We start from the raw sequence: 5,518 nt of genomic DNA on the forward strand, positions 1-5,518 counted from the left end.
CCTCACAATATTCATCTATGACTCCCACTGTCGGGTGGGCATCTCGACGTAAATGTTTGAGGATTTGTAATTCTACATCCATTGCTCTACCTACCTTGTAGAGTTTTTTCTTCTAACCATTATATTCTTTATTCTCGGAAAGTGACAGAAGAGGGATATAGACAGAACTGCGATCGCGTTGAACAAGAATCTCAAGCCTGTCGATGGTATAAAAGAAGTGCTTGATGAACTCGAAATACCTCACTGCGTGGCATCAAGTGGCGATCATAAGAAGATGCAGACAACGCTCGGAATCACAAATTTATTGAGTTACTTTGAAGGAAAACTCTTTAGTGTGACGGAGGTAGAGCGGGGAAAACCCTACCCTGATGTATTTTTGTACGCAGCGGAACGGATGGGTGTTGAGCCGGCTAAGTGTGTTGTAGTTGAAGATACTCCAATTGGGGCGAGAGCAGGTGTGGCAGCGGGTATGAAGGTTTTTGGTTATGCAAAACTCATGCCTGCACACAAACTAGAGCAAGAAGGGGCAATTATTTTTAGAGATATGCGGCAACTACCCTATTTGTTGAAATAAGGACGCAAAGAATTTCCTCGTTCCCATACAGAGTATAGGAACGAATTCTAGAAGGCAGAGCCTTCATTTGACAGTAGAGGCTCTGCCTCTCTCAGAGCATTCCCAGTCTCCGACTGGGAACAAGATAATAATGCTTTAGCTTGATCATCCGAAGCAATACCAATGAATGAATATCCTGATTTTTGAGCCGAACGAATATCCCAAACACCATCCCCAATGTAAACAACTTCAGAGAAACGCTGATCATAATAGATTTCGGCTCTAGAATGTGCGATCGCCATTATTCCCTCACGGGACTCATCATCATCCGAGAAAGCATAAGGAATATTATCAATGGGAAGACAAGCAGATTTTAATTTGAATATCGCTGAAACTGCCCAACCTCCTCCAGCATAAACTACCTGATAGTCAGGAGATGTCAGTAGCTTTTTCAACATATCAGATGAACCTGATATCGCTTTGACTCCACTGTGTGATTCTGCACCTTCAATAAGTAATTCTAAAAAACGCTGTTGAAAAGCTTCAACTTCCCTAGATGAAGGAACGCGACCAAGTTTACTTTGACAAACTTCCCTTAAAATACAAGCATCTGTTACATGAGTGTATGATGTCCAGTCGCTTGATACTTCTGAAAAACCAAATACTTCATACAATGCCTGTAAATATGATTCATTGTCCAGGTGATTCGACTCAGTAAGCGTGCCATCAATATCAAACATCACTAATTTTATCATATTGCTTAATCTATACATAAAATAGAAAATCCTGATAGATAAATCTTCATATTTGAGAGGTTTATTACTTGTGTTCTGTGTGTGAACATGAGATGGTTATTTATATTAAGTACGAATACTTGACCGATTTCCCGTATTTTAATCCTGTAAAGCAAATGAAGCTTTCTCTAATGCAACTTTTATTAAAAGCTGCATGAAATATTTCGCTGACTTACATAAAAGTTTTGGTAGATAATCAGGAGCGTGAACATGAATTTAAAATATTTCTTGGCAAAGTTTAAAAAACCTAAGTTATTTACTTCGATAGCATTATTTTTCGCTTTTCTCGTAACTGTCCCATTATTACCTGTTACAGCATTTTCAGCCAATACTCGTGCTAATATTCAGTTTGTTTCACCAAATTGGGTGGCAGCGAATTCCAAAGATGCAAATCTACGAATTCTAGATGTGCGTAATTTTCCTCTGGACTATATAGAAGGACATCTTCCTAGTGCTGTGAATATTGCTGATATAGCTTTTAGAGGTCCACAACAAGGTTTACCAGTACAATATTGGAACAATCAAAAACTAGGAGAAATATTTGCTAATTCTGGAGTAACAAATAACAGTCGTGTTCTTGTGTATTCAGATGGTAGAGATGTTTTAGGTGCAACAATGGTTGCTTATTTACTAGAACGTTCTGGACTAAAAGATATCTCTGTATTGGATGGTGGCTATGCAGGTTACAAAGCTACTCAAGATGTAACTAAAGAGTTTCCTAAATATTCCGTCGGTAAATTCACAGTTCGGGATAACCCTTCAGTTCGCGTGAATTTAAATGATGTGAGAAAATTAATTGGTAAACCAGGAGTTACCTTTATTGATCCTAGACCGGAAAAATTGTTCCGGGGTGAAGAAAATCTTTGGATACGCAATGGACATATTCCTGGTGCGCGGAATATTCCTTGGGTAACATTTACCGATGCTAAAAATCCTCACAAATTAAAGTCATTAGATGAGATTAAGAAAATTCTGGCAGATAAAAAGATTAATCCTGCAAATGACATTATTGTTTCTTGTAGTACAGGACGAGAAGCAACATTACAATATGTTGTTTTAAAGCATCTTCTTGGTTATCCAAAAGTTAGAATTTATGAAGGTTCTTGGACAGAATATAGCACTCAAAAAGATTTACCCGTGGAAACTGGAGAGGAGAAATTAACTTAATCTCAAATTAGCATTAATAATTTTTGGTGAATTTGTAAAGACGTTATATATAGCGTCTCTACAAAATTTTAAACATTTCTGTTATAAAATATATAAAATAAAGACAAAGTTTGTATTCCACGTAAACAATTCAAAAATAAATTTATGAAATATGTAAGTTTGTTAATCACTACCTCGATTTTCATCTTTAGTCCAATATATGTATTTGCAGTCAATAATTTCGATCAAGATAACTTGGTAAGCTGTAGAAGAAGTAACGACGAACCTCCAAATGATTCTACAAGCGATGATCGCTCAGGAGCTTAGTATAGGATTATAGAAGTTCGTCGTTTGCCCGAAAGCATCAAACAACTACAACGCAAAAATTAGAGGGTTAATTAACAGTAGCTGAAAAGCTAACAATTACTACCAATTATTCACTTATTCTCCCAGTTAAAGTCATCTGCTTGAGGGGGCGACAAGCAAGTTGAAACCAAGATAGGTAAAGGGTTTCAGATGTTAGACTCTCTCAAAAAATCTTGTGCTTATTGACAATACTATACGGTTATTAAGCAGCTATCTATGGGGTACAGTTTGATGGTAGAAAAGAATGGTCTCGTCAAAATAACAAGACCAAACAAAAAAATGCTACCGTCATTTTATCAAGAAATCCTCGAAAAATACCTGAGTAATAGACAGTTGATCACCCTGAAAATGCTGGTGTGGGTACTGCAAACTCAGAAGGAAGTGAGAATAGAAAGATTAGCTGCGAACCTGCCGTTACCAATACAAGAAAATAGCCGTCGTCGTCATATACAAAGATTTTTGAACTCTAATAGGTTGAGTGTAGTATTGTTGTGGTTCCCAATTATTACAGCAATTTTAGAACGATTATTTAAACCGCTCTCACAATTGGTGATTGCCATAGACAGAACGCAATGGAAAGACAACAATATTCTGATGGTAAGCGTGATTTATCAAAAAAGAGCATTACCAGTGTATTGGTGTCTACTAGATAAAGATGGTTGTAGTAACCTCCAAGAACAACAAAAAGTATTACGTCCGGTAATTAGGTTATTGAAACATTATCAATTAGTCATTATTGGTGATAGGGAATTTCATGGTGCTGAATTAAGGAAATGGTTACATAGTCAGGGTTTGAAGTATATATTCAGGCAGAAAAAAGATACCACATTTCGAGAAAAAAAACACTCATTTCAACCTCTAAGTTCAATTCCAATTTATCCGGGAAGTCGGAGATTTTATGAAAATGTTAATCTCACACAAGAGCAAGGTTTTGGTCATTGTAATTTAGCCGTTTATTGGAAACGAAAGTATCGCAGTAAGCAAGAAATAGAACCTTGGTATTTATCAACTAATCTCACAGATATATCCACAACCATCAAAATATATGGCCAACGTTTTGGGATTGAGCGGAGTCGGAGACACTCCGCCTCCGAGCTATGTTTAAAGATTGTAAAACTGGGGGTTATAATATATCCGGTTCTCAAGCTTCCCCCGATAGACTTGTCCGGATAATTTTATTGATTGCTTTGGCGATGACTTCTGCATGGTTACAAGGTCAAAAAACTCAATTTTCTAGACAACAATCTTATGTTTGTCGTTCTAGAGAACAGAAAAGAACCAGAAGAAGACATAGTGCTTTTTGGATAGGTTTGTATGGTTCTAGTTGGATAGTTTCTATGAATGAGTGTCAAGAATTGGTCTTGGAAATGATGGCATTAGTTCGCAATAAGATGCCATTTTATCAGCAGGGTATGAGGACTGTGATGCTTATCCAGCAACCTTTTTAGCTTCTTTGTCGCCCCCTCAAGTGGGTACTATTAGACCATACAGTTGCCCAAGGATCGTTCACCAAAACATTGTTTAAACCAGAACAAATACAATTAGAAGTGCTACCAAATCAGAGAGGGAGCAAGACAAGCACACAAGAGACTTTCACTGCACAACAGGTAGAACAAAAGATTGCTGAGGCTTTAGCAGAACGAGAAAGAGAACAAGCAGAAGTAGAACTAGCTCGATTTACTGAAATTCGTGATGCCGCTCTTCAAGCTGCCGCAGTTGAGTTAAAAGCTGCTCAGGAACACGCACAAAAAATGGCGCAAGACAAGGAGAAATTAATTGGGCAGTTAATTGAAAAAGAGAGACAGTTGGCCACAGTGCAGAATCTCTCTTTCAAAAACCAGCAATTAGAACAACGGATAATTGAGTTAGAGAAAGCATTAGAACGAGCAGGTCAAAACAGTTGGCAGAACACATTTTCTGGGCAAGCAGCAAAGGTAGTTAATTCAGAGTTAGAAGCAACGATTGCACCATTGATGTCAGAAGTTGAGCGATTAAATGAAGTGGTTTTAACTAGAGAGCAGGAACTGACGCAACTCAAAGCTGTTAACCACAAGCAACAAGCAGAATTAACGAATGTTATCAATTTGATTATCAATACAAACGAGATAAATTTCAACCAAGCAGAAATTGTTGAAAAATTTGTACAAATAAAAATTTTGGTTCAGGAGATGAAGATCAATAATGGCTCTATAGATTCAAAAGGATAATATAAACTTAACTTCTTCATAATTCCCCTTCAAAGCAACGCAGATTGTGGAGAGCTTGTTGTTGTTTTAATTGGGTAGTGCTAACCTAACGACTTTCCAGCGCATATTTCGTTCTTAGACTTCTGTTCCAAGCAGCCAAGTTTTTAATGCTTGTTGTTCGTCCCTTCAATCAAAGAAATTAACGCAAATTTATCTAACTCCAACTTTAACCCAGGATTCCACTTAATCACTGATTGGGGAAGGGGAAACGCATCTAAATTTTATTGGCAAAAAAACGATGTTATGTATGAACGAAGAAATCAGTATCTATCGTTTGATTGATTTTTTCAGAGTCATAGTGATGGACTGACGGGGCGACAAACAAGGCTGAGAACAAGACGGTGTAAAGAATGCAACGATTTATGGTAAAAAAAAATAGGTCAGTTATTGTCAATAAGACCTATCTAATGAAA

Annotated in this window: 6 protein-coding genes; 5 read left to right on the top strand and 1 reads right to left on the bottom strand. The window is 37.2% G+C overall.

All coding sequences use genetic code 11. The features are described from left to right. Window positions 1-178 precede the first annotated feature (178 nt). Entirely contained in the window at window positions 179-574 is a 396-nt protein-coding gene (locus tag H6G68_RS26450) for an HAD-IA family hydrolase (protein ID WP_242045412.1), read from the top strand. Between the two features lie 47 nt (window positions 575-621). Here H6G68_RS26450 and H6G68_RS26455 read toward each other — a convergent pair whose 3' ends face one another. Continuing rightward, on the bottom strand, window positions 622-1,308 hold the full coding sequence (locus tag H6G68_RS26455; RefSeq protein ID WP_190909300.1) for an HAD family hydrolase: 687 nt from the start codon (window positions 1,306-1,308) through the stop codon (window positions 622-624). Between the two features lie 249 nt (window positions 1,309-1,557). On the opposite strand from H6G68_RS26455, the gene H6G68_RS26460 reads away from it, so the two are divergent. The 4 genes from H6G68_RS26460 (at window position 1,558) to H6G68_RS26470 (ending at window position 5,066) form a co-directional block, all read left to right on the top strand. After that, window positions 1,558-2,514 carry a sulfurtransferase gene (locus H6G68_RS26460; RefSeq protein WP_190909301.1) on the top strand — a complete coding sequence of 319 codons (957 nt, stop codon included), beginning with the start codon at window positions 1,558-1,560 and terminating at the stop codon, window positions 2,512-2,514. Window positions 2,515-3,138: 624 nt separating this feature from the next. Further along, window positions 3,139-4,032, top strand: coding sequence for an IS4 family transposase (locus H6G68_RS26465; protein ID WP_199332740.1), 894 nt, complete (start codon window positions 3,139-3,141; stop codon window positions 4,030-4,032). A gap of 20 nt (window positions 4,033-4,052) precedes the next feature. Beyond that, window positions 4,053-4,307, top strand: a complete 255-nt coding sequence (locus H6G68_RS26935) for a hypothetical protein (RefSeq protein WP_199332741.1) — start codon at window positions 4,053-4,055, stop codon at window positions 4,305-4,307. A gap of 69 nt (window positions 4,308-4,376) precedes the next feature. Further along, entirely contained in the window at window positions 4,377-5,066 is a 690-nt protein-coding gene (locus H6G68_RS26470; protein ID WP_242045413.1) for a hypothetical protein, read from the top strand. Window positions 5,067-5,518 lie beyond the last annotated feature (452 nt).

It is taken from the genome of Anabaena catenula FACHB-362, assembly GCF_014698735.1.
Lineage (GTDB): Bacteria > Cyanobacteriota > Cyanobacteriia > Cyanobacteriales > Nostocaceae > Anabaena > Anabaena variabilis_A.

Bases quoted from the DNA above. Each gene is read 5' to 3' on its own strand.
- H6G68_RS26455 (WP_190909300.1), bottom strand. From the start codon at position 1,308: ATGATAAAATTAGTGATGTTTGATATTGATGGCACGCTTACTGAGTCG.
- H6G68_RS26460 (WP_190909301.1), top strand. From the start codon at position 1,558: ATGAATTTAAAATATTTCTTGGCAAAGTTTAAAAAACCTAAGTTATTT.
- H6G68_RS26465 (WP_199332740.1), top strand. From the start codon at position 3,139: ATGCTACCGTCATTTTATCAAGAAATCCTCGAAAAATACCTGAGTAAT.
- H6G68_RS26935 (WP_199332741.1), top strand. From the start codon at position 4,053: ATGACTTCTGCATGGTTACAAGGTCAAAAAACTCAATTTTCTAGACAA.